16 protein-coding genes and 2 pseudogenes are annotated in these 23,627 nt (G+C 57.3%); 11 read left to right on the top strand and 7 right to left on the bottom strand.

Features of this window, described 5'->3' with window-relative positions; genetic code table 11:
• Positions 1-21 precede the first annotated feature (21 nt).
• Entirely contained in the window at positions 22-510 is a 489-nt protein-coding gene (locus tag ACYZT0_RS00305; RefSeq protein ID WP_033054284.1) for a TIGR00645 family protein, read from the bottom strand.
• A gap of 171 nt (positions 511-681) precedes the next feature.
• Between ACYZT0_RS00305 and ACYZT0_RS00300 the strand changes: the two genes are divergently transcribed.
• On the top strand, positions 682-2,511 hold the full coding sequence (locus ACYZT0_RS00300; protein WP_462044161.1) for a hypothetical protein: 1,830 nt from the start codon (positions 682-684) through the stop codon (positions 2,509-2,511).
• Positions 2,512-2,515: 4 nt separating this feature from the next.
• Here the strand turns inward: ACYZT0_RS00300 and ACYZT0_RS00295 are convergent, their stop codons facing one another.
• Both ACYZT0_RS00295 and ACYZT0_RS00290 read right to left on the bottom strand, forming a co-directional pair.
• Positions 2,516-2,857 (bottom strand): PA4575 family protein, encoded by a 342-nt coding sequence (locus tag ACYZT0_RS00295; protein ID WP_046048783.1) that lies wholly within the window; start codon positions 2,855-2,857, stop codon positions 2,516-2,518.
• 212 nt (positions 2,858-3,069) lie between these two features.
• Complete coding sequence (locus ACYZT0_RS00290) at positions 3,070-5,508, bottom strand: Lon protease family protein (protein ID WP_462044160.1); 2,439 nt, start codon at positions 5,506-5,508, stop codon at positions 3,070-3,072.
• Positions 5,509-5,784: 276 nt separating this feature from the next.
• Between ACYZT0_RS00290 and ACYZT0_RS00285 the strand changes: the two genes are divergently transcribed.
• From ACYZT0_RS00285 to ACYZT0_RS00270, 4 genes are all read left to right on the top strand, one after another.
• Positions 5,785-6,273, top strand: a complete 489-nt coding sequence (locus tag ACYZT0_RS00285; protein WP_462044159.1) for a DUF3015 domain-containing protein — start codon at positions 5,785-5,787, stop codon at positions 6,271-6,273.
• Positions 6,274-6,378: 105 nt separating this feature from the next.
• On the top strand, positions 6,379-8,232 hold the full coding sequence (locus tag ACYZT0_RS00280; protein WP_462044158.1) for an Lnb N-terminal periplasmic domain-containing protein: 1,854 nt from the start codon (positions 6,379-6,381) through the stop codon (positions 8,230-8,232).
• 85 nt (positions 8,233-8,317) lie between these two features.
• On the top strand, positions 8,318-8,674 hold the full coding sequence (locus ACYZT0_RS00275; protein ID WP_462044157.1) for a hypothetical protein: 357 nt from the start codon (positions 8,318-8,320) through the stop codon (positions 8,672-8,674).
• A gap of 70 nt (positions 8,675-8,744) precedes the next feature.
• The gene (locus tag ACYZT0_RS00270) at positions 8,745-9,239 is read left to right on the top strand and encodes a GreA/GreB family elongation factor (RefSeq protein WP_462044156.1); all 495 of its coding nucleotides are present in this window, start codon (positions 8,745-8,747) and stop codon (positions 9,237-9,239) included.
• A 161-nt stretch (positions 9,240-9,400) separates the two neighbouring features.
• On the opposite strand, the gene ettA is transcribed toward ACYZT0_RS00270, so the two are convergent.
• Positions 9,401-11,065, bottom strand: coding sequence for an energy-dependent translational throttle protein EttA (gene ettA / locus ACYZT0_RS00265; protein WP_059402021.1), 1,665 nt, complete (start codon positions 11,063-11,065; stop codon positions 9,401-9,403).
• 281 nt (positions 11,066-11,346) lie between these two features.
• Here ettA and ACYZT0_RS00260 point away from each other — a divergent pair, with 281 nt between their 5' ends.
• The 6 genes and pseudogenes from ACYZT0_RS00260 (at position 11,347) to ACYZT0_RS00235 (ending at position 19,051) form a co-directional block, all read left to right on the top strand.
• The gene (locus ACYZT0_RS00260; RefSeq protein ID WP_462044155.1) at positions 11,347-15,195 is read left to right on the top strand and encodes a sensor domain-containing protein; all 3,849 of its coding nucleotides are present in this window, start codon (positions 11,347-11,349) and stop codon (positions 15,193-15,195) included.
• 234 nt (positions 15,196-15,429) lie between these two features.
• Positions 15,430-16,683: a serine hydroxymethyltransferase gene (glyA, locus tag ACYZT0_RS00255; protein ID WP_462044154.1), complete on the top strand. Its 1,254-nt coding sequence runs from the start codon at positions 15,430-15,432 to the stop codon at positions 16,681-16,683.
• A gap of 238 nt (positions 16,684-16,921) precedes the next feature.
• Positions 16,922-17,482 carry a hypothetical protein gene (locus tag ACYZT0_RS00250; RefSeq protein ID WP_462044153.1) on the top strand — a complete coding sequence of 187 codons (561 nt, stop codon included), beginning with the start codon at positions 16,922-16,924 and terminating at the stop codon, positions 17,480-17,482.
• A 4-nt stretch (positions 17,483-17,486) separates the two neighbouring features.
• Positions 17,487-18,188, top strand: a pseudogene (locus tag ACYZT0_RS00245) (cation:dicarboxylate symporter family transporter); the annotation flags it as partial.
• Between the two features lie 67 nt (positions 18,189-18,255).
• Positions 18,256-18,411: pseudogene (locus ACYZT0_RS00240) on the top strand (GntR family transcriptional regulator); the annotation flags it as partial.
• Entirely contained in the window at positions 18,398-19,051 is a 654-nt protein-coding gene (locus ACYZT0_RS00235) for a GntR family transcriptional regulator (RefSeq protein ID WP_462044152.1), read from the top strand. The pseudogene ACYZT0_RS00240 and the gene ACYZT0_RS00235, both read left to right, overlap by 14 nt.
• On the opposite strand, the gene lanM is transcribed toward ACYZT0_RS00235, so the two are convergent.
• From lanM to yjiA, 3 genes are all read right to left on the bottom strand, one after another.
• On the bottom strand, positions 18,957-22,094 hold the full coding sequence (gene lanM / locus ACYZT0_RS00230; RefSeq protein ID WP_462044151.1) for a type 2 lanthipeptide synthetase LanM: 3,138 nt from the start codon (positions 22,092-22,094) through the stop codon (positions 18,957-18,959). The genes ACYZT0_RS00235 and lanM overlap by 95 nt on opposite strands.
• A gap of 58 nt (positions 22,095-22,152) precedes the next feature.
• Positions 22,153-22,302, bottom strand: coding sequence for a hypothetical protein (locus ACYZT0_RS00225; RefSeq protein ID WP_282381030.1), 150 nt, complete (start codon positions 22,300-22,302; stop codon positions 22,153-22,155).
• A 306-nt stretch (positions 22,303-22,608) separates the two neighbouring features.
• Positions 22,609-23,580, bottom strand: a complete 972-nt coding sequence (gene yjiA / locus ACYZT0_RS00220; RefSeq protein ID WP_462044150.1) for a GTPase — start codon at positions 23,578-23,580, stop codon at positions 22,609-22,611.
• Positions 23,581-23,627 lie beyond the last annotated feature (47 nt).

The raw sequence follows: 23,627 nt of genomic DNA, 5'->3' as shown, positions 1-23,627 counted from the left end.
TGGTATAGCGATAAAAAGCGATCAGTGCTTGGTCAGCTTATCCAGATAACCCATGGCAAACGCCGAAATCACGAAGGTCATGTGGATGATCACGTACCACTTCAAATGCTCAGGATCGACGTTCTTGGCGTCCATGAAAATCCGCAGCAGGTGAATGGACGAAATCGCCACGATGGAGGCTGCCACTTTCATCTTCAGCGAAGAAGAATCCATGGTACCCAACCAGTTGAGCTTCTCCTTGTCGTCGTCGATATCCAGTTGGGAAACGAAGTTCTCGTAACCGGAAATCATCACCATCACCAGCAAACCGCCCACCAGTGCCATGTCGATCAACGACAGCAGCACCAAAATCAGATCCGACTCGGCCATCGAGAACACGTTAGGGATGACGTGAAATACTTCCTGGAAAAATTTCAGCGCCAGGGCCAGCAGCCCGAGGGACAGGCCGAAGTAGATCGGCGCCAGCAGCCAGCGGGAGGCGTACATTGCATTTTCGATAAAGCGTTCCATTAAATCTCACACGTGGGGTTGAAAATGGCCGCGAGTATACCAGCCACCTGTCTTTACCCAGAAGCAGCCAGAAACCGTCGGGAAATCCGCAACCTGCGCGTGTGTGACAAGGTTTTTCTGCTAGTGTCCAAAGCATTGACAGCTCAGCGACATCGGACAGGAAGACGGGAAATGGATGTGCGATTGCCTCTAACGAGCGCCGGAATTTGCCTGGCTTTGCTGATGAGCGCCTGCTCTCCCAGCGATGAGAAGCGCCAGGTCAGCCTCGAGGAAAAGACTGCGCAGTTCGAGAAGTCTCTGGATGCGATTCAGGACCCGAAACTCAAGGATGCCGTGGCTGAACTCGGCGGCTCACTGTTATTGCTCGAGCGCGCGCAACTCAAGCTCGACAGCAAACCGGTGGAAACAGAATACGGCGAAGACGCCCTCGCCGTGCTCAAGCACTACCCCACGCCACAAGCCTTGGTCGACACGTACATCAACGGTCTGTTCGTGCTGCACAAAGACTCCAGTTCCGACTACCTGACCGATCTGCAACCGGTGTTCCCTTTCAACTTCAACATTCCGGCCGCGTTTCTCTTTCCTCATGGCCTGGAATGGCAATCGGTGACCCTGAGCAACAAACGCGTCATCCCGTTTCAACCGGAATGGTCGGAAACCGATCCCGGTATACAGTTGAGCCCGTCGAGTTCAAACCTGACCAACCCCGACGACCTGACAGTGACCTACCCCTTCATCGATGGCCTGGACGTCGATAACAAGAACCAGCCACAACCGGTGAGCCTGCAAGGCAAGGTAGAAGTGATCGCACCGCGCCGGCTCTACAGCTTCGACCTGACGAAAAAGGACGTTGGCCAGACTCGCACCAACGACAACCTCAGCGTCACCCTGCTGAAACTTGCCAACAACTACGCCGAAGTCGAATTCAACAACAGCGCACCCCTGGCCCCCGAGGTCAGCGAAACACCGTTGAACCCGCTGATCGTTCAGGCAAAGGACAGCACCGGGCAGTTTCTCGCGCGCTCAGGCTCGATCAACGAAACCGCCGCACAAATTGCTTTCTATCAACAGCAACTGGCGAAAATGCAGCAGCAGGAGGCCTGGAGCGAGCGCTTCGAAAAACAGATCGATGACGAGCAGCGCGCGTTTGAGAAGCAACAGAGCCACCGTTATTCCAAGGTGTACTTCAATGGGCCGGTCGAGACCCTCGAGGTCAGCGTACTGGACTTTTCAACCGCCACGGTGACCCACAAGGACCTGGACCTGCCAGTCCGTCGCTTCGACCCACACACCACGGAAAAGACCATCCAGCCACTGACTTTGCCGGTGGTGGTGTACGACGACCAGGCCCCGATCTGGCTCAAGGGCGCAGCGCTTGGCGAGGAACAACTGAAAAAGAACGTCAGCATCAGTCAGTCGGTCGAAGACCCCAGCGCCGCCCGTATCGAGTTCGATCACGCCAAAAGCTTCAATGATGAATTGCTCGGCACATCCTTCAACCCCGGTGAGAGCCCGGTCAGTTTCTTTACCGAGGACGGTAACGGCAAACGCGATGAGCCGATTGAATTGCCGCCGCAGGCTTACCAGATTGATCCCCTGCGCGGCACCATCACCTACGACTTGAACTTGTTTCCGCAAACCCCGGCTTACGCAGTGGGCTCCATGCCGCTGTTCCTCGCCACCGTCGAAAAGAAAGCCATCGACGCCTACCAGTTGCCCAAAGGCCTGGTGCTCAAAGGCAATGCGCTGGTGGTTGATCTGAAGCTGTTTCCCGTCCAGGACTGGCGTTTCTTCGCCAAGGACGACAGCGGCAATTATCTGAAAGAGATTCTTTCGGTCATTCACGATGCGAGCGCAGACGGCCCGGCATTATTGGGCGTGCATTACTTCTACGGGCAGCCTGCCCGACTGGAAACCTATCAACGAACCGACCTCACCACCGTGCAATATGGATTCGAGGTCAAACTCGACACGGCGGATACGTCCCACCTTGCCCAATAGCCTGTCAGTGCTCGGGTCGAAACTCGAAACCTCCAGGATTACGGCAACGGCCACCATTGATTTCCCGCAGCTGAGCTTGCAGGTGCAGGCACCAGATTTGCGGATCATCGGCCAGCTCATAGCCGTGCAGGGTGAGACTTTCAACGATGGTGTCGAGGATCGACTCAGCCACAAAGGGACCATGAAACGGGCCCTGGGCCTTAATGGCAGAAGGTTGTTCGCCGGCCATTCCGGCGGCAAAGAGTAAGGTCCACATGCCCGTATCTCCCGCCAATGGGCGGATGGCACACTCGATACGGGTCACAAGGCCCAGGCATTGACGGGTGAGGCAGAGGTTGCGCGACATGGCGGCGACCCTCGGTAGATCCGGTATTCAGCCCCCACGGGAGGGCTGTCTCGATCCAGTGATTACTGTCGATATCCTTGAGCTGAGAATAGAAGAAAAGTTTGACTTGTACGTCAGGTGAGACCGAAAGGCGCCGAATGGTCATTGTGTGAATATTGACGCCAGACCGACGGCACTGATCGTTCCCACGCAGCGTGGGAACGATCACTGTTTTAGGCGGGTTTGGCTTCCACTAATGCTTCCTGCGCAGCTTCTTTTTCGGCTTCCTTGAGGTCTTCTTCGCTGATCATTTCTGCGATGACCCGCAAGCGATCTACCACCCGCGCGTTAACGCTGCCTTCAGGGAACTGGCCATCGGCGTCTGGCGCACCGGCCGGCTCGCCAACCAACAGGCTCAGCGCCTCATCGGCCTGGCGCACGGCGTAGACGTGGAACTGCCCCGCGCGCACCGCCGCCAGCACTTTTTCGTCGAGCATCAGCGTGGCAACGTTGGCCTGAGGAATGATCGCCCCTTGCTCACCGGTCAACCCGCGCGCTTCGCAGAGTCGGAAGAAGCCTTCGATCTTCTCGTTGACCCCACCCACCGCCTGCACTTCACCGAACTGGTTGATCGAGCCGGTGATCGCAAAGCACTGCTTGAGCGGGGTTTTCGACAAGGCCGAAATCAAGGTGCAAGCCTCGCCCAACGATGCACTGTCGCCATCCACGTAACCGTAGGATTGCTCCAGGGCGATACTCGCGGAAATCGCCAGCGGGAATTCCTGGGCGTAACGGCTGCCCAGATACCCGGTGAGGATCATCACGCCTTTGGAGTGAATAGGCTGGCCGAGGTTGACCTCGCGCTCGATGTCGACGATGCCGCTACCGCCCGGATACACCGTGGCGGAAATCCGCGCCGGCACACCGAACGCCGAGTCGCCGACCTCCAGCACTGTCAGCCCGTTACATTTGCCCACCGCCGCGCCATCCGTGTCGATCAGGATGATCCCCGCCAGCATGTCGTCAAGAATCCGCGCCGAGACGCGCCCGGTACGCGTGGCCTTGGCCTTGAGCGCACGTTCGATGTGCCCGGCGTCAGTCATTTCATCACCGGCCAGTTGGCGAATGAAATCCGCCTCGCTGACCAGTTGGAACAGATCACCGATCCGCGCCGACAAACGCCCCTGGTGCTCAGCCAGGCGAGCACTGTAAGTCGCCAGACGCGCCACCGCATCAGCGGTCAGCGGCGCCATGCCTTCTTCGGAGGTGCGGGTTTTGAGCAACTGGGCGAACTGCTCCAGGCTTTCGTCAACCATCGGGATGTCTTCGTCGAAGTCCACCAGAACGCGGAACATCTCCTGGAAGTCCGGATCAAGGTCCTGCAGCGTGTAATAGAGCTGGCGGGCACCGATGATGACGACTTTGACCTGCAACGGGATATGTTGCGGAGTCAGGGTCACGGTGGCGAAACGGCCCATCTCGCCCAGCGGCGATTCCATTTTCAGCTTGCGCGATTGCAAGGCGCGCTTGAGCGCATCCCATACGAACGGTTCGCTGAGCATTTTCTCTGCTTCGAGGATCAGGAAACCGCCATTGGCGCGGTGCAGCGCACCCGGACGCAACTGGCGATACGTGGTGTAGAGCGCACCCTGATCGGTGGTGTACTCGATGCGGCCGAACAGGTTTTCGTAAGTCGGGTGTGGCTCGAAGACCACTGGCGCACCACCGCTGAACGGATGACCGACCACCAGACTCGGCGCGTATTGCTCTTCCAGCAGCTTGCGGGCGATGGCGTCAGTTTTGCTGTCGTCCACCAATTGCTCGACCACAGTCTTGAGCAGGTACACCTGCATCGCTTGCAGGTAACCGCAAACGCCGGCGTTTTCCGCGTACTTTTCCGACAGCGGTGCGAGCAATGGCTGCAAGGCCAGTGTGATGGTTTCTTCGTTGAGCTGGCGCATTTGATTGCTCGACTCACGCTTCCACTGCGGCAGGCTGGCGAGTTCTTCGTTCAGCCGCTCTTCCAGCCACGCAATGTCGTCGTGAAAACGCTCGCGATCGGCTTCCGGCAACTGGGCAAATTCGGCTTCGTCCACGGCCTTGCCTTCGCTCATCGGGGTGAAGGCGATATTGGTGCTGTCGCGGTACAGCGCAACTTCCTTTTCCAGCGCCAGGCGCTCGATCACATCCAGTGCGCGGTCATAGCGTTGATTGAAGGCGCGGTCGATGGCGCTTTTCTTCTGCTGGTAGGACGGGTGCTCGAACACTGCCGGAAAAGTCGCCAGCAGGTTGTCGATCAAACCGTTGATGTCATCGATAAAGGCACCGGCGGTGCCAGAGGGCAATTCAAGGGTACGAGGTTCGCGAGGATCATCGAAATTGTTGACATAAACCCAGTCCGCCGGGGTCTGCAGGCGTTTGCCTTCGGCTTTCAGGTAGCGTTTGACGAACGAGAACCGGCCAGTGCCGGGCTCACCCATGACGAATACGTTGTAGCCGGGGCGTGGCATCGCCACACCGAACTGCAAGGCTTCGACCGCACGTTCCTGGCCAAGCACACCGCGGAAGGGCTCCAAATCATTGGTGGTAGAGAAGCTGAACTGTTCAGCGGAAAACGGACGGGTCAGCGCTTCAGGCGCTAGACGCAAGCTGGCAGCAACAGGATCAGGCATCGGGCTTCCTTACATCAGGCGGGGCAGATAGCGGCATTCTGGCGCTGCCCATACCTCACTTGCAAGGCGCGCCTCTAGCCAAAGCATAGACAAAGCGGTATCGCTAAGCGGGCCGGGTCTAAATCAATGTTTTCAACGAATGTCATGCAAAAAATAACGGAACCTCAGGAACGTGCCTAAACTCCAAACTGCGCGGCTGGAACAATAACCGGCCCACTGGCGCCAGATCGGGCCAGACCCCTTGTCCATTGGTATGCACATAAAGAGAACAAAGCTATGAAACGGATTCTTCTCGGTACTCTCTTCACCGTTGTATCCCTTAATGCCATGGCTCAGGCGCCAGGCGGCCCGGATTGCGGTTGGGGCAACATGCTGTTCGAAGGTCAGCGTGGCACCCCGGCTCACTTCCTGGCATCCACCACCAACGGCACTTCCGGCAACGCAACTTTCGGTATGACCTCTGGTACCAACGGTTGCTCGACTAACGCGTCGCTGACCTATGGCGGCAAATCCTGGATTGCCATGAATGGCATGATGAACGAGCTGTCCGAGGACATGGCTAAGGGTCAGGGCGAAGCGCTGACCACTTACGCCGTGGTAATGGGCGTGGCGCCGGAAGACCGTGCGCACTTCGCCGCCGTCACTCATGAGCACTTCCAGCAGATCTTCAGCAAGGCTGACGTGACCGCTGACGACGTGCATACCAACACCCTGGCCGTACTGAAGAACGATCCTCGTCTGGCCAAGTACGCTACTCAAGCTTAAGCTCGACCCGCCCGCTCTCTTCGGGAGCGGGTTTTATTTTTTGAACCTGGCCCTTTTTGGCCTGCCCCTTTGGGTCTTTGTTTCTTTCGACTTAAGTTGCCCACTATGCTCAAACGCCTTGCCTGGCTGGCGCTCTGTGTCTGCGCCCCGCTGTCCGCCGCGCCTCACATAGACAATCAACGTTTGCAGCAACTGGCCAACGACCCCTTCTGGATTTCCCTGGGCCATTACGAAACCGCCAAGCTCGGCGGCTGGCGCAGCTATGTCAGTGACAAGAAATTCTTCCTCGCCGCCGACGGCAATGAACATCCTGACCGTGAGCTGGCGGCGACCGTGCAAGCGCTGTACGCCCCGGCCAATGCCGGCGAAAAACATGCGCAATGCGTCTACCCCGCCCGCACCCGCTGGCTGAAGGCACAGCTCAACCTGAGCGATCTGCCGACGCTTCCCTGCACTGAATTCAAGCAATGGTTCAAGGATGTTTCGCCCCACAGTGCGGTGATGATTTTCCCGGCGGCGTATCTGAACAGCCCGTCATCGATGTTCGGCCACACGCTGCTGCGCATCGATCAAGCCAATGTGCAGAGCGATCAAACCGCCCTGCTCAGTTATGCGATCAACTTCGGCGCGTACATTGAAGGTTCCGACAACAGCATCCTGTATGCCTGGAAAGGCTTGATGGGCGGCTATCCTGGTTTGTTTGCGCTGGTGCCTTATCAGGAAAAACTCTCGGAATACCGCAGTCTCGAGAACCGCGATCTGTGGGAATACCGCCTGAACCTGACCCAGGCAGAAACCGAGCGCATGGTCGAGCACGTGTGGGAACTGAAGCAGATACAGTTCGACTATTTCTTCTTCGACGAAAACTGCTCCTATCGCCTATTGGAACTGCTGCAAGTGGCCCGCCCGAGCCTGCGATTAACCGAACAATTCCCGCTGACTGCGATTCCTACGGACACCGTGAAAGCGGTGAAAGAAGCCGGACTGGTGGAATCCATTCAGTATCGACCGTCTCGCGAACGTGAATTGCTGAGCCGCGCCGAGCCGTTGACCGATGAAGAACAGGATTGGGTGCTGAACGTCAGCGCCGACCAGCAGCGGTTGCAGGCGCCGGCGTTCAAGGCTCAACCGCGCGAGCGTCAGGCGCTGATCATCGACGCGGCCTATCGCCTGGAGCGCTACCGCGCCAACGGTCAGGAACGTGACCCGCAACGGGCGCAGCGCAGTTTCGAACTGCTGCGGGCGATCAACCAGAACCCGGCACCGGAACTGGACATCCCGCAACCCGGCCTGCCCGAGGATGGACATGAATCGCGAACCTGGCAGGCCGGCATCGGCACACGGGGCGACAAGGCCTTTGGCGAGTATGGCCTGCGCATGGCGTATCACGATCTCAACGACAACGCCGAGAGCTTCCCCCTCGGTGCGCAGATCGAAATCCTGCAAATGAAACTGCGCCAGTACGAAGGCAATCACTGGCAGTTGCAGCAATTGGACCTGGCGACCATCCGCTCCCTGACCCCGCGCAATGAGTTGCTGCAACCGCTCTCGTGGCAGGTCACCGGCGGCCTGGAGCGAGTGCCCGGCAAACATGATGACGAAACCCTGGTCAGCCACGTCAATGGCGGTGGCGGCGGTACCTGGCAACTGGGCGACGACATGCTCGGCTTTGCCTTGGGCACCGTGCGCGTGGAGCACAACAACGACTTCGCCGGTTTCATCGCTCCGGCGGCGGGTTTCAATACGGGCCTGCTGTGGAAAAACCCGCTGGGCAACTTCAGCCTGGAGACCAAAGGTGATTACTTCACCAATGGCGAAGTGCGCCGTAGCGTGAGTCTGAATCAGCAGTGGGAACTGTCGCGCAACCTAGGTGTGCGCCTGAGTGCCCAGCGCGAATTCAGCCACCTGGCTTCGCCCGAGAACGAAGTGATGCTTGAGGTGAAGTGGTATCACTACTGATCTTTTGATCTCTCTTTCACATCCCATCGACGAATCCACTCCTAGACTTCTCATATAGGCCGTAGAACGGCCCCGGGGGTCTGAGATGTGGCGTTGCGTGGGAGTGATGGGTTTGCTGATGTTGATCGCGGGCTGCCAGACGACCCACGAGGATCTGATCGCCAAGGGCTACCCACCGGCGTTCGCCGATGGCTTCGATGACGGTTGCAGCAGTGGCCGGCAAGCCGCTGGCGCAATCACTGGCGAGTTTCGCAAAAACGTTCCGCGTTACCTCAAGGACAAGCAGTACGCCGAGGGCTGGAGCGATGGCTTGCGCCAGTGTCAGGCGATGCGCGAAAGCGAGGATCGCGAGGATTATCGCCGCCATCATTGGGACGACCGGGACAAAGCCTGGCAGCAGCAAAAGAATCAGGGCGCCGGCCGTGCCTATCGCTCGCAATGAGTCGCTGACAGACATCCCTCGAAACTAAAAGCCTGCGACCATGGCCCAAACCCTATAACGGGAGAAAACCATGAGTCGCGCCTTCGTCAATGAAGATAACGCCGCCGCGCAAGCCGATCAGCCAGTCGAACGGCAGGTCAGCACACAGCCCAATTACGTCACGCCCGCCGGACTTACGCAGCTTCAGGCGAAAGTCGCCGAGGTACAAAACCTGCTCAATGAACAGAGTTCGAGAGGTGAACTGGCGGACAAACAGCGTCAGGCCGACCTTGAGCGTGACTGGCGGTATTTCAATCAACGCCTGCAAAGCGCTCAGTTAGTCGTACCGGCCTCCTCGACCAACAAAGTGCAGATGGGCGCCTGGGTGACCTTTGCCGATGAACAGGGCAACGAACAACGCGTGCAGTTGGTGGGGGAGGATCAGGCGGATGCCGCGAGTGGGTTGATCAACTGGGGCTCGCCGCTGGGGCGGGCGTTGCTGGGCGCGCAGGTCGGGGATGAAGTGCTGTGGAAGCGGCCGGCGGGGGATTTGTTGATTGAGGTTCTGAGTATAGAAATCGGGTGATCATGAGGACGCCTTCGCGGGCAAGCCTCGCTCCTACGGATATCACCACCTGAGCGAGCGGTGCGGCGATCCGACTTGCCCGCGACAGCCGCGCCACGGTGTAACTGAAGCCCATAAAAAACGGAGCCCGAGGCTCCGTTTTTTCATGCACCAACCTGAAATCAGGCCAGTTTCTTGTGCCGTACACGATGCGGCTGAGTAGCCGCTTCGCCAAGACGTTTGCGGCGATCGGCTTCGTACTCGGTGTAGTTGCCTTCGAAGAACACCGCTTGCGAGTCGTCTTCGTACGCCAGGATGTGAGTCGCGACGCGGTCAAGGAACCACCGATCGTGAGAGATCACAATGGCGGCGCCCGGGAAGTCCAGCAGAGCTTCTTCCAGGGAACGCAGGGTTTCAACGTCGAGGTCGTTGGACGGTTCGTCGAGCAGCAGGACGTTGCCGCCCTCTTTCAGGGTCAGGGCCAGGTGCAAGCGACCGCGCTCACCACCGGACAGGTCCTTGACGAACTTCTGTTGATCGCCGCCCTTGAAGTTGAAGCGACCGACGTAGGTGCGCGACGGGATCTCGTAGTTGCCAATGCGGATCTGGTCGGAACCGTCGGAGATTTGCTGGAATACAGTCTTGCTGCCGTCCAGGTCTTCGCGGCTCTGATCGACGCACGCCAGCTGCACGGTTTCACCGACTTCGATGCTGCCAGAATCCGGTGTTTCCTTGCCCATCAGCATGCGGAACAGGGTCGATTTACCGGCACCGTTACCGCCAATCACGCCAACGATGGCGCCTTTTGGCATGGAGAACGACAGGTTGTCGATCAACACCCGATCGCCATAGCCCTTGGAAACGTTCTTGAACTCGATGACCTTGTCGCCCAGGCGCGGACCGGCCGGGATGTAGATCTCGTTGGTTTCGCTGCGCTTCTGGAATTCCTGCGATTGCATTTCTTCGAAGCGTTGCAGACGAGCCTTGGATTTGGACTGGCGGGCCTTGGCGCCTTTGCGCACCCACTCCAGTTCTTCTTTCATGGCTTTTTCATGGGCCGACTGCTGCTTGGATTCGGCAGCCAGACGATCGGACTTGGCTTCAAGCCAGCCCGAATAGTTGCCTTCGTACGGGATACCGGCGCCGCGGTCGAGCTCGAGGATCCAGCCGGCGACGTTGTCCAGGAAGTAACGGTCGTGCGTGATCGCGACCACGGTACCCGGGAAATCGTGGAGGAAATGCTCCAGCCAAGCGACGGAATCGGCGTCCAGGTGGTTGGTCGGTTCGTCGAGCAGCAGCATGTCGGGTGCGGACAGCAGCAGGCGGCACAGGGCCACACGACGCTTTTCACCACCGGACAGGAATTCGACCTTGGCATCCCACGCTGGCAGACGCAGCGCATCAGCGGCGACTTCCAGTTGGCGATCCAGGTTGTGACCGTCGCTGGCCTGCAGGATGGCTTCGAGTTTGGCTTGTTCAGCGGCCAGTTTGTCGAAGTCGGCATCCTCATCAGCGTAAGCCGCGTAGACCTCGTCCAGGCGCGCCTGGGCGTTCTTGATCACGCTGACCGCTTCCTCAACCACTTCACGCACGGTCTTGGTCGGGTCCAGGATCGGTTCTTGCGGCAGGTAGCCGATGTTCAGGTCCGGCATCGGACGGGCTTCGCCGTCGAACTCGGTGTCGACGCCAGCCATGATTTTCAACAGCGTGGATTTACCCGAACCGTTAAGGCCGAGTACGCCAATCTTGGCGCCCGGGAAGAACGACAGCGAAATGTTTTTGAGGATTTCCCGCTTCGGCGGAACAACTTTACCCAGCCGATGCATGGTGAATACGTATTGAGCCATGGAGAACCTAGGGTCAGTGACTGATGAATGATTGGAGCGCAGGCGATGCCTGGCCAGGCTGTGCGCGTCGGCCAATTGATGGGGTATCAATGCGTGCGCGCTAAAAAAGCCCTAGGAGCTGGAACGCTCCCGCGTAACCGGCAAAGCTACCTTAATGACGAGAGGCAGTCCAGCCAAGTGGGACTGGCACTTTGCCACAACTCAAGGCATGCTAGCCGCCCTCCGGGCGTCCGGCTTATAGTGCACGTCGCGCCAGTCCAGCCAAACCGCAGGATTACAGTTTGTCTAATGTCCCTCCCCCTTCTTTCGTCAGCGCACTCAATCCTGCGACCGGCTCACCCCTGCGTGGATCCTTGAAGGGCGCGCTAGCGACGCTCGTCCTGCTGCTGCTCGCACTGCTGTTTTGGCAGTTGCTGGATCAGCTTCGCGAAACCCAGAAAAACCAGCGTCAATACACCATCGACTACACCGCCGATCTGGCCTCGCAAGTCAGCCTGAACATGGCGCTCAACGCCCAGATCGCCCTCAACCTGCTACCGATCGTCGAACAACCAAAAAGCGCCGACGAACTGCAGGTGCTGCTGCGCAAGCTGCAAAAATCCTTGCCCGACCTGCGCAGCCTCGCGTTGCTCAGCCCTTCCGGGAAAGTTCTCGGCGACAGTGCCGACGACAGCAACGACGCCGACTACCTGAGCGAACTGGTGCGGCGCAGTCACGCCCAGGCCCATTATTTCAGCAACGCCAATGACGGTTCGATGGTGCATCTGCTCCTGCATCAGGCCAGCGGTAGCACCCGCGGCTACTGGGCTCTGCGCCTGACGCCGACATTTTTCTCGTCGCTCACCACTCCAAACGAAGCCGGTATTCGCCCACAGTGGCTGGTGGAAAACCGCGTCAATCACCAGATCATCAGCCGCGACGATGCGCAGCCCTTGGCCACACCGGCGTTGATGACAGCGGATGAACTGGCCAACAGCGTGCTGACAGTGCCCCTGAGCAGCAGCGACTGGCAACTGCGCGGGCTGTTCGACCGGCAACGAATGATCGAACACCTGCTGCCGGCGTTCATCGGCAAATGCCTTCTGGGCCTGGCCTTCTCCCTGCTGCCGCTCATCGCCCTGCTGAACATGCGCCGCCGCCAGCGTCAGGTGCACGAAGGCCGTCGACGCTACCAGGATATTTTCGAAGGCACCGGCGTCGCCCTGTGTGTGCTCGACGTGTCCGGGCTCAAAAGCTTCTTCGACAAGGCTCATCTGCACAGCAGCGAACAACTGAAGGCTTGGCTCGAGACGCCGCAACAACGCCAGCAACTGCTGCAGGAACTGCGCATCACCGAGGTCAATCTGGTCGCCCTGCAACTGCTCAACGTCAACACCTGCGATCAAGCCTGGAAACTGCTCATCGACGGCAACCCGCAGGACGGCACCGCCATCGGCAATCAAGTGCTCGAAGCGGTGCTCAACCAGCAGAAACAGCTTGAACTGGAAATCAAACTGCAGGACGCCAATGGCCGCGACCAGCACTTGTGGCTGGTCCTGCGTTTACCGGAAGACCTGGACGACTATAAAGCGGTGATCCTGAGCATCACTGATATCACCAGCCGCAAGCTCGTCGAACTGTCGCTGCTGGAGCGTGAAGGATTCTGGTCCGACGTGGTGCGCACCGTACCGGATCATCTGTACGTGCAAGACGTGATCAGCCAGCGAATGATTTTCAGCAACCACCACCTGGGCCAGACGCTCGGTTACAACCGTACCGAACTGCACCAGATGGGCGAGTATTTCTGGGAAATTCTCCTGAATCCCGAAGATGCCGATTTCTACCACCGCTCGCGCCAAACCCAGCGGCAGGCCGGCTACAGACAATTGCTGCAGTGCCAACTGCGCTTCCGCCACCGGGACGGTAAATGGCGGCGTTTCGACATTCGCGAACAGGCGCTGGCGCGGGACAAGCACGATCAGGTCACGCGGATCATCGGCGTGGCCAAGGACATCACTGAACAGATCGAAGCCAGTGAGTCCCTGCGCGACAGCGAGCAGCGTTACCGGATGCTCGCCGAAAGCATCAGCGACGTGATTTTCTCAACCGACAGCAAGATGGCCCTCAACTACGTCAGCCCGTCGGTGCAAGCCGTGCTGGGCTACGACGCCGACTGGATTTTCCAGAACGGCTGGCAATCGACCATCGCCAACCCGCAACAACTGACCGGCATTTACAACCTGATGGACCGGGTCAGCAAAGCGCTGAATAAACCCGACCAACTGGCACTGTTGCGCAGTCAGGTGCAGACCCAACTGTTTTTGTTCGACTGCCTGCGGGCCGACGGGCGCAAGATTCCCATCGAGCTGCGGCTGGTGCTGGTCTGGGACGAACACGGTGCATTCGAAGGCGTGCTGGGCGTCGGTCGCGACATCAGCCAGCAGCGCCGGGCCGAAAAAGACCTGCGCATGGCCGCGACAGTATTTGAGCACTCGACCTCGGCGATCCTGATCACCGACCCAGCCGGCTACATCGTTCAGGCCAACGAAGCCTTCAGCCGTGTCAGCGGTTATGCGGTGGAGCAGGTGCTCGACCAGTTGCCGAACATGCTGACGGTCGACGAGCAGCAGGAAGCCCATCTGCGTTACGTGCTCAAGCAACTGCATCAGCACAGCACGTGGGAAGGCGAAGTCTGGCTCAAACGACGCAATGGCGAGCATTACCCGGCCTGGGTCGGGATTACGGCGGTGCTGGATGACGAAGGCGATCTGGCCAGCTATGTGTGCTTCTTCAGCGACATCAGTGAGCGCAAGGCCAGTGAGCAGCGGATTCACCGTCTCGCCTATTACGACGCCCTGACCCACCTGCCGAACCGCACGCTGTTCCAGGATCGCCTGCACTCGGCGCTGCAATCGGCCGAACGGCAGAAGTCCTGGGTGGTGCTGATGTTCCTCGACCTGGACCGCTTCAAACCGATCAACGACTCCCTGGGCCACGCCGCCGGTGATCGTATGCTCAAGGAAATGGCCACGCGCCTGCTCGGCTGTGTCGATGATGACGACACCGTGGCGCGCATGGGTGGCGATGAATTCACCTTGCTGCTGCAACCGCGGCCCACCCGTGAAATCGCCTTGAACCGGGCGATTCATGTGGCCGAACAGATTCTCGCCAGCCTGGTAAAACCGTTCGTGCTTGAAGGCCGCGAGTTCTTCGTCACCGCCAGTATCGGGATCGCCCTGAGCCCTCAGGACGGTAACGAACTCAGCCAGCTGATGAAAAACGCCGACACCGCGATGTACCACGCCAAGGAGCGTGGCAAGAACAACTTCCAGTTCTATCAGGCCGACATGAACGCCAGCGCCCTGGAGCGTCTGGAGCTGGAAAGCGATTTGCGTCACGCCCTGGAACAGAACGAATTCGTCCTCTACTACCAGCCTCAGTTCAGCGGCGATGGCAAACGCCTGACCGGCGCCGAAGCCTTGCTGCGCTGGCGCCATCCGCGACGCGGTCTGGTGCCGCCGGGAGACTTTATCCCGGTGCTTGAAGAGCTCGGTCTGGTGGTGGATGTCGGCGACTGGGTGATCAGCGAGGCCTGCCGTCAACTCAAGACCTGGCATCAGGCCAAGGTCCGGGTGCCCAAGGTGTCGGTGAACATTTCGGCCCGACAATTCTCCGACGGCCAGCTTGGGACGCGGATCGCCACCATTCTCAAGGAAACCGGCCTGCCGCCAGCGTGCCTGGAGCTGGAACTGACCGAAAGTATCCTGATGCGCGAAGTCAGCGAAGCGATGCAGATACTCGCCGGGCTGAAAAATCTCGGCCTGAGCATTGCGGTCGACGACTTCGGCACCGGTTACTCATCGCTCAACTACCTCAAGCAGTTCCCCATCGACGTGCTGAAAATCGACCGCACCTTCGTCGACGGCCTGCCGTCGGGTGAGCAGGATGCGCAAATTGCCCGCGCGATCATCGCCATGGCCCATAGCCTCAACCTGGCGGTGATCGCCGAGGGCGTGGAAACCCACGAGCAGCTCGACTTCCTGCGTGAGCATGGTTGCGACGAGGTTCAGGGGTATCTGTTTGGCCGTCCGATGCCGGCGAGCCGGTTTGAAGCGCAGTTCAGCAATGATGCGTTGTTCATGTTCGATTGAAGTTCAGCGGCGTCTGTCATGACACCTTCGCGGGCAAGTCGGATCGCCGCACCGCTCGTTCCTACAGATCGCACCGACCGTAGGAGCGAGGCTTGCCCGCGAAGAGGCCAGCATGATCACCGCATATCTGGTCATGAAGCCCACTTGTCTGCGACATGATGTCCTTTCATATGCCATCTAAAACCCATTGGGTTAGAATGCCCCCCTTTTCTGCCCCGATCCCTGAGGACCGCCATGTTCAGCCGTGATTTGACTATTGCCAAGTACGACGCCGATCTCTTTGCCGCCATGGAGCAAGAAGCTCAGCGCCAGGAAGAGCACATTGAGCTGATCGCTTCGGAAAACTACACCAGCCCTGCGGTGATGGAAGCTCAAGGCTCGGTACTGACCAACAAATACGCCGAAGGCTACCCGGGCAAGCGCTACTACGGTGGTTGCGAGTTCGTCGACGTGGTTGAGCAACTGGCTATCGATCGTGCGAAGGAACTCTTCGGCGCCGATTACGCCAACGTTCAGCCGCACGCCGGTTCGCAAGCCAACAGCGCCGTTTACCTGGCTCTGCTGCAAGCGGGCGACACCCTCCTTGGCATGAGCCTGGCTCATGGCGGTCACCTGACCCACGGTGCCAGCGTTTCATCCTCGGGCAAGCTGTACAACGCCGTTCAGTACGGCATCGACGGCAATGGCCTGATCGACTACGACGAAGTCGAGCGCTTGGCTGTTGAACACAAGCCGAAAATGATCGTGGCCGGTTTCTCTGCTTACTCGCAGATCCTGGACTTCCCGCGTTTCCGCGAAATCGCTGACAAAGTCGGCGCCTACCTGTTCGTCGACATGGCCCACGTGGCGGGTCTGGTCGCCGCAGGCGTCTACCCGAACCCGGTGCCTTTCGCTGACGTCGTGACCACCACCACGCACAAGACCCTACGCGGTCCACGTGGCGGTTTGATCCTGGCTCGCGCCAACGCCGACATCGAGAAGAAGCTGAATTCCGCGGTATTCCCGGGCGCCCAGGGTGGCCCGCTGGAGCACGTGATCGCCGCTAAAGCGATCTGCTTCAAGGAAGCGCTACAGCCTGAGTTCAAGACTTACCAGCAACAAGTGGTGAAGAACGCCAAGGCCATGGCCGGCGTGTTCATCGAGCGCGGTTACGACGTGGTATCGGGTGGTACTGAAAACCACCTGTTCCTGTTGTCGCTGATCAAGCAGGAAATCTCCGGTAAAGACGCCGACGCCGCTCTGGGCAAAGCGTTCATCACCGTGAACAAGAACTCCGTGCCAAACGATCCACGCTCTCCGTTCGTCACCTCGGGTCTGCGCTTCGGTACGCCGGCTGTGACCACTCGTGGCTTCAAAGAAGCAGAGTGCAAAGAGCTGGCCGGCTGGATCTGCGACATCCTGGCTGATCTTTCCAACGAAGCGGTGATCGACGCCGTTCGCGAGAAAGTCAAAGCCATCTGCAAGAAACTGCCGGTGTACGGCGCTTAATCAGCCGGGCGAAAGACTGTAATCAGTTGATCGATAAAAATGCCTACATCAAACGATGTGGGCATTTTTTTGCGCTGATTATCGCCACAACATAACAACAGCTGAAACTTCCACCTCCAATACAATTACACTTTCATCCTTCAAACCTTGCAACAAATGCAGCACTACAAGGCAACTAAAAAACTTCTAACATCAATCCTGCGATATTTAACACCCCATAAAAAACAAAGGATTGTTTATGAACATCAACATTGAAAAATCGTTTACCGCCAAACTCAGGATGATTGACCACGATGTAAACGTTCTTGAAGTGCTGTACGGCGAACCCATCATGGTCACAGTGACCTTGTTCAGCGGAGGATTTTTCACCGGGGCACCCCAGACCAGTGATCACTCTAGCCTGCTCGGCATGCGCCCGAAAGGCCAAGGCAAAACCATCGAATCCTTAAAGCTGCATTTTGGACATACGGATGACGGCTATATTATTTCCATCAAAAATAAAGGCAAATATCACAACAAGAAAATATGCACAGGCGCACTGGATCTTCTTGGCGCGAAAAAGTCCAACACGACTGACCCGACAATTTTTACGCTCACCGACCATCGCAACAACATCATTACGCTTGACGACATTTCCGCGCCCCATCTACCAATCTCAATCATGTCAGGGGAAAAAAAATATGTCGGAGGATCCAAAGTAAGAGGTTCGCGCTATATATACCTCGCCGAAACCGAAGAACAATCGAAGGTAACTTTTGCTTTGAGTATTCTAAAAAAAGGTGTGGCATTGAATTCCTGATTGTGGAGCGATTGCCTTCACCACTAGCAAATATGGCCTGGACTCGCTGCAACACCTGGGCAGCCTGGTCGGCCTGTTTTACCTGACTTGCGTGGCGTTCGTGTCGCTGATTCTCGGCCTGGTGATTCGCCTGTCCGGCCTGCGGATGTGGCGGCTGCTCAAGTACCTGCGTGAAGAACTGCTGATCGTCATGGGCACCGCTTCTTCCGACGCCGTTCTGCCGCAAATCATGCGCAAGCTTGAGCATCTGGGCATCGGCAGTTCGACGGTCGGGCTGGTGATTCCTACCGGCTACTCGTTCAACCTGGACGGTTTCTCGATCTACCTGACCCTGGCCATCGTGTTCATCGCCAATGCCACGCCGCTGGCCATGACCGACTTGTTGACGATTCTGCTGGTGTCGTTGATCACCTCCAAAGGTGCCCACGGCATTCCCGGCTCGGCGCTGGTGATTCTCGCGGCGACACTTACGGCGATCCCGGCGATTCCGGTGGTCGGTCTGGTGCTGGTGCTGGCGGTGGACTGGTTCATGGGCATTGGCCGGGCGCTGACCAACCTGATCGGCAACTGCGTGGCTACCGTGGCCATCGCCCGCTGGGAGAAGGACATCGATATTCAACGGGCGAACAAAGTGTTTTCCGGCCAGGTGGGATATACCTTCCAGCCAAGAAAACCTGTCGCCCCGGCGCATCAGCAGGAATTTTGAATAATCGCCGTGTCTGCCTGCGGGCAGGCACGGTCATCAATCGTTTTGGATGCTCATGGAGCGAACAGTGATCACCTCGTCAACCGTTGTGAATTCAGTAGTAGCAAAACTTCGGGCCGCTTTGGCCCGTGGTCAGTGGCGTTCCGGCGAGATGCTGCCGGGGCTGCGTGAGCTGGCCGAACAATTGGGCATCAGCCGCCCGAGCCTGCGTGAAGCCGTCATCGGTGGATGACGTCTACCCGCGAGTCTTCGATGCCATTCTTGAGCAGCGCATCGTCCCGGCCAGCCGCTTCACCGAAGAAAGCCTGGGGCAAATGCTGGGTGTGAGCCGCAGCATCATTCGCCAAGTGCTGGCGAAGTTGTCTCAGCAGCAGGTCATTGTCCTGCGCCCCAATCATCGGCCCCGGGTCGCCGCGCCAGACATCGAGCAAACCCGCCAAACCCTTCATGCCCGGCGCCTGACCGAGATCACGCTGGTGCAACTGGCCTGTCAGCAGCCTCAAGCAGAAGATCTGAAACGCCTGCATGACCTGATCGCGCGGCAGCGCCGATGCATGGAGCGCGGTGAGCGCGGCCCGGCAATTCGACTGTCTGGAGAATTCCATCTACAACTGGCCAAGATGGCCGGCAATGCACCGCTGGCGCATTTCCTCGGCAGCCTGGTCCCCGTGACATTGCTGGCCATCGCTCGACATGAACTACCCACGCCCAGTTATAGCGAATGGCATGAAAGCACACTGCTGGTGCAGGCTCTGGAGCGCGCAGACGTTACAGCAGCGGTTCGACTGATGACCCGGCAACTGGATCATCTTGAACAGACGCTACTGATGTCGCCCCCTGAAACTCGAGCGATAGAACATTAGGCAACTGCGCATCCAGGGCATGCAGCAAGGCTTGCCCGACCCCGGCAATGCCCAGCATCATCCCCGGATCGGGAATGCTGTCTTTACCGATAAAGTCTTCATTGAAGAAGTTGTGCACAGCCTCGGAAAACGCCTGCAACACGCGGGCGACGCCCTGGTCGTTTGCGTCCCGACGGTACAGATCCAGCAAGCACACAAGATTCCCGAAATCACCGTGACAAAGGCTATAACCGCTTCCCAGGCCATGCCCCCAGAGATTGTTTTCACAGGTTTTGATATCTGCTTCGACTGCCGTCCTTACGTCGTGGCTCAAGGCATTTGCCAGCGCCCTGCTCAGTTGCAACCGGGAGATCAAAATACCCGCATCACCATGACACCATTTGTTCATATAGCTTTGTCTGGAGCAATCACGCAGATCGAGCCAGAAGCCTTGGACGGTGAGACGGTTTTCGGCCTCCAGCAACTGCGTGATCAACGTCACGAGCGACGAATCTCGAGTGACCTCGTACACCTTGGCCAGCGCATGGAGAATGCCGGACATCCCATGAGAGAACCCCGTCAGCAGCGGCACCCGAGTGTCACCGAGCACAAATGTGCCGTCTTCGTACCTCAGTCGGGACTTGATCGCTTCGGTAAACGTTTTTATGAGGGGCAGCAACATCGCGCGCTTCTCCAACAGGTAGAGATTTGCCAACATTGTCACCGTGCCGCACCAGCCATTGAGGAAGTCGTACTCGTCATCCGGGCGAGGACAGTCGGCGAGCTTGAGCAGTAACCCATCGATGGTTTGCTGGTGATTCTGCTGTCCTGTCACACGCTGGTAATTGACCAGCACGTACACATAGGATGCCAACCCGAAATAGGCGCTGACCGTCATGTCACTGTCAAAATGGCCATGGGACTTTGCCATCGAACGCAGGATCTCGTCAGCCTTGTCGTTGTAATGTTCCTGGCCGCTGACTCTGAATAGACTCATGTAAAAAATCGCAAGCCCGCCCATGCCGTTGTACAAGCTGTTACCCATTGCAGAAATGTATTTGCGCCGGGTTCGCGGATGAGTATTCAAGAACATCCACCCGACATCTCCCTCCTCACCCTTGATACGTAAGCGCTCGATTGCCCCGGCGATGCTCATTGCAGCATCAAGGTACTGCGGCGAGCTCAGCACCGGCGCTCCGTCACATCGATGTTTACGGTTCATGGGCAAGGCGTCGTTTGAAACGGGAAACAGGCACTCCCGAAGTATGTACTTCTGGAAGATTTTATCGCTGGGCGAAAGTGATCTCAACTTGCGCCGGCAACTGTCAAAAGGGGTTTCGATTGCCAGTTGCGTCAATTCCACACCTGCAGCACCGACTATTCGGCTTGAACCGATAGACATGGTGAAACAAGGGATGTTGGCCTTCTGCAAATCGTTCAATTCGTAACGTGGTAGCTGATGGCCAGTGAGCGCCTCGTTCAACTCTGCCCACAACGTTGCCAGCAGCACCTCACGCTGAATCATGCATTGCATGAAGCGCGGATGAAGGGACAGTTCGATGAAGTCGGCGTAACGCTGCGTATTTTTTATCAGGACACGGGTTTTCAGCTTGCTGACGTGCAGGGTGATCAGTTCCTGTACCGCGTCGATATGGTTCACGACCTCGTCGTAGGCATCTTCGAACCCTTGGAAGAACACGTGCTGGTACTCATCCACTGAATGCGGCTCACCCTTGAAAACCGGCAGGTGTCTGATCACAGGAACCTTGTCGACCTTGACCGTTTTCAAACGATAGAAACTTTGCTCACGAATCAGCTGCTTCTTTTTCGAAATGAAGGTTTTCTGCCGAGTCAGCCCGCCGGTGTCATTGTCGGCGTCTGGCGAATAGGCGACAAAACCGCTCGAGAAGACGGACTGACTGTTGCGTTTGAGGGTTTTGAACAATGCACGGGTGTGTGGAAGGTTGATCTTCAGATCAACCATGGCGGCCGTGAACAGACACTCCAGGTCGATCATCACCGGGCTGTTGCCGCAGGCAATGATGTTTTCGTAGTGGAAATCGATGCCGTTCAAGGCGTGAACGACCGCAATCTGTGCCCCCATCCGCCGGTAGAATAACGACAGATCGGTCTCTGCTGCGCACGCCAGATTCTCGATTTTTTCGATCCAGCAGCGCCCCTCTCTGGCTACCATTATCGGCGCATAGATGGCAAAGCCGTCATCGCCGGTCAGCTCTTGAAGGCGCTTTAGCAGTGCATTGTAGAACAACGCCTCATAATTGCTCCGTGGCTTGTACACCAGCGATTGACTGCCAACCTGTACAGAGCAGACCGTTTCTCCGTCCGCATGGGGATCGCCCAACCCGAGGTTGATTGCGTCTATCCGTTTGCCAGGCAAACTGAATGTACGTTGGAGTAGGTCAGCGTCGTCGGCAAAATGAAAAACAACCTTGTACAGGTACGCTACCGTGCTGTTGATCTGCTCGATCAAGAGACGGGTGAGAACCGGGTACGATTTCAGAACCGCGCCTGTTAATCCGGTTTTCAATCGCTGATTGAAGGTCTGTAGATCCAGATCGGCATTTTCGGATATCTGCGTATTCAGCGCATGGACAAGAGACTTTTCCGATAAACGTTTGACGCCTGCGATGACGTAAGACTTGACACTCGCCAGCAAACCTTCAACATTCGTTAAGTTGCACACCTCAAGAAATCGCCGCTCTTTTTCGAAGCACCTCTTGAAGTAGTCATAAAAAACATAATAAAACCAATAGAAATATTCCTGCCCAACGTCGTCCACGTGCTCGCCCAGTAACAGCGACTCTATAATGTCAATTTCGCGCCTCAAAGACACTATCACCGACGACTCTTGCCTACGCTCGACAGGCCTGTTGTTACGTTCAACTCGTTGAATCAGTTGCTGCCGACCCAGACCAAAATAATGCAGTAGAGCGTTATCATTTTCATGCAGCTGCGCAATCGTCTTATGCAACAGGGCAACATCTATCGACGCACCGGCGCCCGTTAGTTCACGCTCTTGAAACGTCAGTACATTAGCCAACATTTGATGACACCTATAACGAACATGGCGAGCCATCGACTCGCCATATGTGACTGCCTGCTTAGCAGTCCAGAACGGTGCAGCCCAGGGTGCCGCACGATACGGTGGTCGCCATGACCTCTGCGCCCGCGGTCTGGTTATCGCCTGCTTTTACGTAGGCTTCGAATTCCGCATCGAACTCACCCGACAGATCCATGATTTGCTCTTTCATTCAATTCTCCAACTCAACAAGTTAACGCCAATATTAGCGCCCAAAGACTGTATCACCCGGATGAAATAATGAAAGATTAGAAACCCAACCAAATGTAACTTACACCCCCCTCTAACTCCGCCACTAAAAGCCAAATCAGAAATAACCTTTTAATGCTTTTAACACACACAGCAATCATTCAGCCGAACACAGCAATACTTATCCAACAAGGACACGGAAAAATATTAATTCTGAATTTCAACAAGAAATCTTTAGTCGTCATTGCGACGACGTGAAAAAGTGCCCGATGCAATGGGCACTGAACTTTTAGTCCGCGGCTATCCGCGCAAACCCTTCACGAATCTTCTTTTCTGGCAAATCATCGGCAATAAACACGATCACGCTTTCGCGCGTTTCATCGTCGGCCCATTCGGTGTCCCAATCGAATCCGTATAACTTCAACACGCCCTGAAACACCATGCGCCGCGGCTCACCCTGGATGTTCAACACGCCTTTGTAGCGCAGCAATTGCTTTCCATGGTCTTCCAGCAGCTCGTTCATGAACTCGCTGAGTTTGTCGATATCCAGTGGCTTGTCGGTTCGCAGCACCAGGCTGGAAATACGGTCGATGGACGGCGCTTTACTCACCGGGCGCAGGCTGACGCCGCCACCAAGGTCGGCATTGAGATTGAAACCGCGCACGTCAAGCAATTCGGCCAAGTCAATCTTGCCGTGCTCGACCACGCGAATCGGTGCGCGACGGTTGATGCGGGTCAGGCGCTCGCTGAGGGCGTTGAAGGTCGCTTCGTCCACCAGATCGCGTTTACTCACCAGCAAGCGGTCGGCGAAACCGATCTGCGCCTGGGCGATGGTTTGGGTCAGGTGAGTGTCGGCATGAGCGGCGTCCACCAAGGTGATGATGCCGTCAAGGATATAGCGCTCGCGCAGCTCCTCATCGATGAAGAACGTTTGCGCCACCGGTGCCGGGTCGGCCAGGCCGGTGCATTCGATCACCAGACGGTCGAAGGCGATTTCGCCACTGTCCAGGCGCTCGAGCAGCAAGTACAAGGCCTTGGTCAGATCAGTGTGAATGGTGCAGCAGACGCAGCCGTTGGACAGCGTCATCACTTGCACCGGTTCGTCGCCCAATAGTTGGGTATCGATTCCGGCGTCGCTGAATTCGTTCTCGATCACGGCGATTTTCAGGCCGTGTTCGGCTTTGAGCAGGTGGCGCAACAGCGTGGTTTTCCCCGCGCCGAGAAAGCCACTGAGGATTGTTACCGGGATGGGAGAGGACAAACTGGATCTCCTTCTAATACACAAAAAAATGGGAGCGGTCCTGTGGG

The organism is Pseudomonas sp. ZS1P83 (assembly GCF_054897825.1).
This window is presented reverse-complemented; position numbering and strand designations above follow the sequence as displayed.

Coding starts and splice junctions, on each gene's coding strand:
- ACYZT0_RS00305 (WP_033054284.1), bottom strand. CDS start 510: ATGGAACGCTTTATCGAAAATGCAATGTACGCCTCCCGCTGGCTGCTG.
- ACYZT0_RS00300 (WP_462044161.1), top strand. CDS start 682: ATGGATGTGCGATTGCCTCTAACGAGCGCCGGAATTTGCCTGGCTTTG.
- ACYZT0_RS00295 (WP_046048783.1), bottom strand. CDS start 2,857: ATGTCGCGCAACCTCTGCCTCACCCGTCAATGCCTGGGCCTTGTGACC.
- ACYZT0_RS00290 (WP_462044160.1), bottom strand. CDS start 5,508: ATGCCTGATCCTGTTGCTGCCAGCTTGCGTCTAGCGCCTGAAGCGCTG.
- ACYZT0_RS00285 (WP_462044159.1), top strand. CDS start 5,785: ATGAAACGGATTCTTCTCGGTACTCTCTTCACCGTTGTATCCCTTAAT.
- ACYZT0_RS00280 (WP_462044158.1), top strand. CDS start 6,379: ATGCTCAAACGCCTTGCCTGGCTGGCGCTCTGTGTCTGCGCCCCGCTG.
- ACYZT0_RS00275 (WP_462044157.1), top strand. CDS start 8,318: ATGTGGCGTTGCGTGGGAGTGATGGGTTTGCTGATGTTGATCGCGGGC.
- ACYZT0_RS00270 (WP_462044156.1), top strand. CDS start 8,745: ATGAGTCGCGCCTTCGTCAATGAAGATAACGCCGCCGCGCAAGCCGAT.
- ettA (WP_059402021.1), bottom strand. CDS start 11,065: ATGGCTCAATACGTATTCACCATGCATCGGCTGGGTAAAGTTGTTCCG.
- glyA (WP_462044154.1), top strand. CDS start 15,430: ATGTTCAGCCGTGATTTGACTATTGCCAAGTACGACGCCGATCTCTTT.
- ACYZT0_RS00250 (WP_462044153.1), top strand. CDS start 16,922: ATGAACATCAACATTGAAAAATCGTTTACCGCCAAACTCAGGATGATT.
- lanM (WP_462044151.1), bottom strand. CDS start 22,094: ATGTTGGCTAATGTACTGACGTTTCAAGAGCGTGAACTAACGGGCGCC.
- ACYZT0_RS00225 (WP_282381030.1), bottom strand. CDS start 22,302: ATGAAAGAGCAAATCATGGATCTGTCGGGTGAGTTCGATGCGGAATTC.